This is a genomic window from Leadbetterella sp. DM7, from assembly GCF_040829825.2.
Classification (GTDB): domain Bacteria; phylum Bacteroidota; class Bacteroidia; order Cytophagales; family Spirosomataceae; genus Leadbetterella.
The window spans coordinates 1-2,633 of record NZ_JBFOLH020000035.1 but is presented as its reverse complement, the minus strand read 5'-3'; the positions used below and the strand labels follow the sequence as shown (position 1 = coordinate 2,633).

Below are 2,633 nucleotides of genomic sequence, written 5' to 3'. Positions count from 1 at the left end.
AACGAGAGAGCAGGATCCTGAGTAGGGGGGGACCGGTGAAATCCCCTTTGAAACCGGCGGCACCATCCGCCAAGGCTAAATACTCCTGAGACACCGATAGTGAACTAGTACTGTGAAGGAAAGGTGAAAAGCACGGGGAGTACCCGGGTGAAAAGAACCTGAAACCGTACGCCTACAAGCGGTCGGAGCCAAGTGATTTGGTGACGGCGTGCCTTTTGCATAATGATCCTACGAGTTACTGTATCGAGCGAGGTTAAGCTTTTGAGGAGCGGAGCCGAAGCGAAAGCGAGTTTTAACAGGGCGTTAAGTTCGATGCAGTAGACGCGAAACCTAGTGATCTACCCATGGTCAGGTTGAAGGTTAGGTAAAACTAACTGGAGGACCGCACCGGTAAACGTTGAAAAGTTTTCGGATGAACTGTGGGTAGGGGTGAAAGGCTAATCAAACTGGGAAATAGCTCGTACTCCCCGAAATGTATTTAGGTACAGCGTTGTGTTGAGTATAATCGAGGTAGAGCTACCGATTGGATGCGGGGGAGTCACATCCTACCAAATTCAGACGAACTCCGAATGCGATTATATATACACAGCAGTGAGGGCTCGGGTGCTAAGGTCCGAGTCCGAGAGGGAAAGAACCCAGAGCTACAGCTAAGGTCTCTAAATCTATACTAAGTTGAACAAAGGAAGTCTGACTGCCGAGACAGCCAGGATGTTTGCTTGGAAGCAGCAATCATTTAAAGAGTGCGTAACAGCTCACTGGTCGAGCGGGGCGGGCATCGATAATAAGCGGGCATAAAGTATAGTACCGAAGCTTAGCATTGTAGTAGCGATACTACACTGGTAGGGGAGCATTCTAATTACGGTGAAGGCATCTTTTGAGAGGTGTTGGAGTGATTAGAAAAGCAAATGTAGGAATAAGTAGCGATAATGAATGTGAGAACCATTCACACCGAAAGACTAAGGATTCCTCCGCTATGTCAATCAACGGAGGGTAAGTCGGCCCCTAAGGATAATGCGAGAGCAGAAGCCGATGGGAAGCAGGTTAAAATTCCTGCACCGGTGCATATTACGAAGCGGGGACGGACAGTAAAGCTTGATACGAACCGACGGAAATGTTCGTTGAGGGGAGTCTTCGGACGAACCGAATTGGGGGATACTGTTCCAAGAAAAGCCGATAAGTTATGGATATGTACTGACCGTACCGAAAACCGACACAGGTAGTCGAGGCGAGAAGCCTAAGGTGCTCGAGTGAATCACGGCTAAGGAACTAGGCAAATTAACCCTGTAACTTCGGGATAAGGGGAGCCTCAGCGATGAGGCCGCAGAGAAATGGCCCAGGCGACTGTTTAACAAAAACACATGGCTATGCGAAGATTAATGTCGACGTATATGGCCTGACACCTGCCCGGTGCCGGAAGGTTAAGAGGGGGTGTTAGCAGCAATGCGAAGCACTGAATTGAAGCCCCGGTAAACGGCGGCCGTAACTATAACGGTCCTAAGGTAGCGAAATTCCTTGTCGGGTAAGTTCCGACCTGCACGAATGGTGTAACGATCTGGGCACTGTCTCAGCCGTGAGCTCGGCGAAATTGTAGTGACGGTGAAGATGCCGTCTACCCGCCACGGGACGGAAAGACCCCGTGAACCTTTACTATAGCTTAGCGTTGTGACTGGATATTTGATGTGTAGGATAGGTGGGAGACTGCGAACGGGTGTCGCCAGGCATTCGGGAGTCAACGTTGAAATACCACCCTTTGAATATTTGGTTTCTAACCTCGGGAAGAGGGACATCGCTTGGTGGGTAGTTTGACTGGGGTGGTCGCCTCCAAAAGAGTAACGGAGGCTTCCAAAGGTTCTCTCAGCACGCTTGGTAACCGTGCGTTGAGTGCAATAGCAAAAGGGAGCTTGACTGCAAGACCGACAAGTCGAGCAGGATGGAAACATGGGTATAGTGATCCGGTGGTTCTGCATGGAAGGGCCATCGCTCAAAGGATAAAAGGTACTCCGGGGATAACAGGCTGATCTCCCCCAAGAGCTCATATCGACGGGGAGGTTTGGCACCTCGATGTCGGCTCGTCACATCCTGGGGCTGGAGAAGGTCCCAAGGGTTCGGCTGTTCGCCGATTAAAGTGGCACGCGAGCTGGGTTCAGAACGTCGTGAGACAGTTCGGTCCCTATCTGTGGTGGGCGTAGGAAGTTTGCGAGGGTCTGATTTTAGTACGAGAGGACCGAATTGGACATACCTCTGGTGTATCTGTTGTCTTGCCAAGGGCACGGCAGAGTAGCTAAGTATGGTTAGGATAAACGCTGAAAGCATCTAAGTGTGAAACCGGCCTCAAGATGAGACTTCCATAGAGGGACGTTATAGACGATGACGTAGATAGGCTACAGGTGTAGAGGCAGCAATGTCAAAGCCGAGTAGTACTAATGAACCGAGAGCTCTTATAATTAAAAACTCGAACGACTCAGTTTTTCCGATTGTCATGTTACAAAGAAGAGATTCACGGTGTCAATAGGATGGGTGTCCACCTCTAACCATTTCGAACAGAGTAGTTAAGCCCCACACCGCCGATGGTACTAGGATCAAACCTGGGAGAGTAGGTAGATGCCGGATATTTATTAATGAGCCTGTCAGCG

Annotated in this window: 1 rRNA gene and 1 other annotated feature (1 of these 2 running past the window's edge); the gene reads left to right on the top strand. The window is 50.0% G+C overall.

Annotated elements, in window-relative coordinates:
• Nucleotides 1-2,445: a sequence feature (mutual gap in cmsearch alignment for this rRNA model is longer than 100), on the top strand (it extends 219 nt beyond the left edge of the window).
• A gap of 53 nt (nt 2,446-2,498) precedes the next feature.
• Nucleotides 2,499-2,610 (top strand): 5S ribosomal RNA (rrf, locus tag AB2U10_RS19045).
• Nucleotides 2,611-2,633 lie beyond the last annotated feature (23 nt).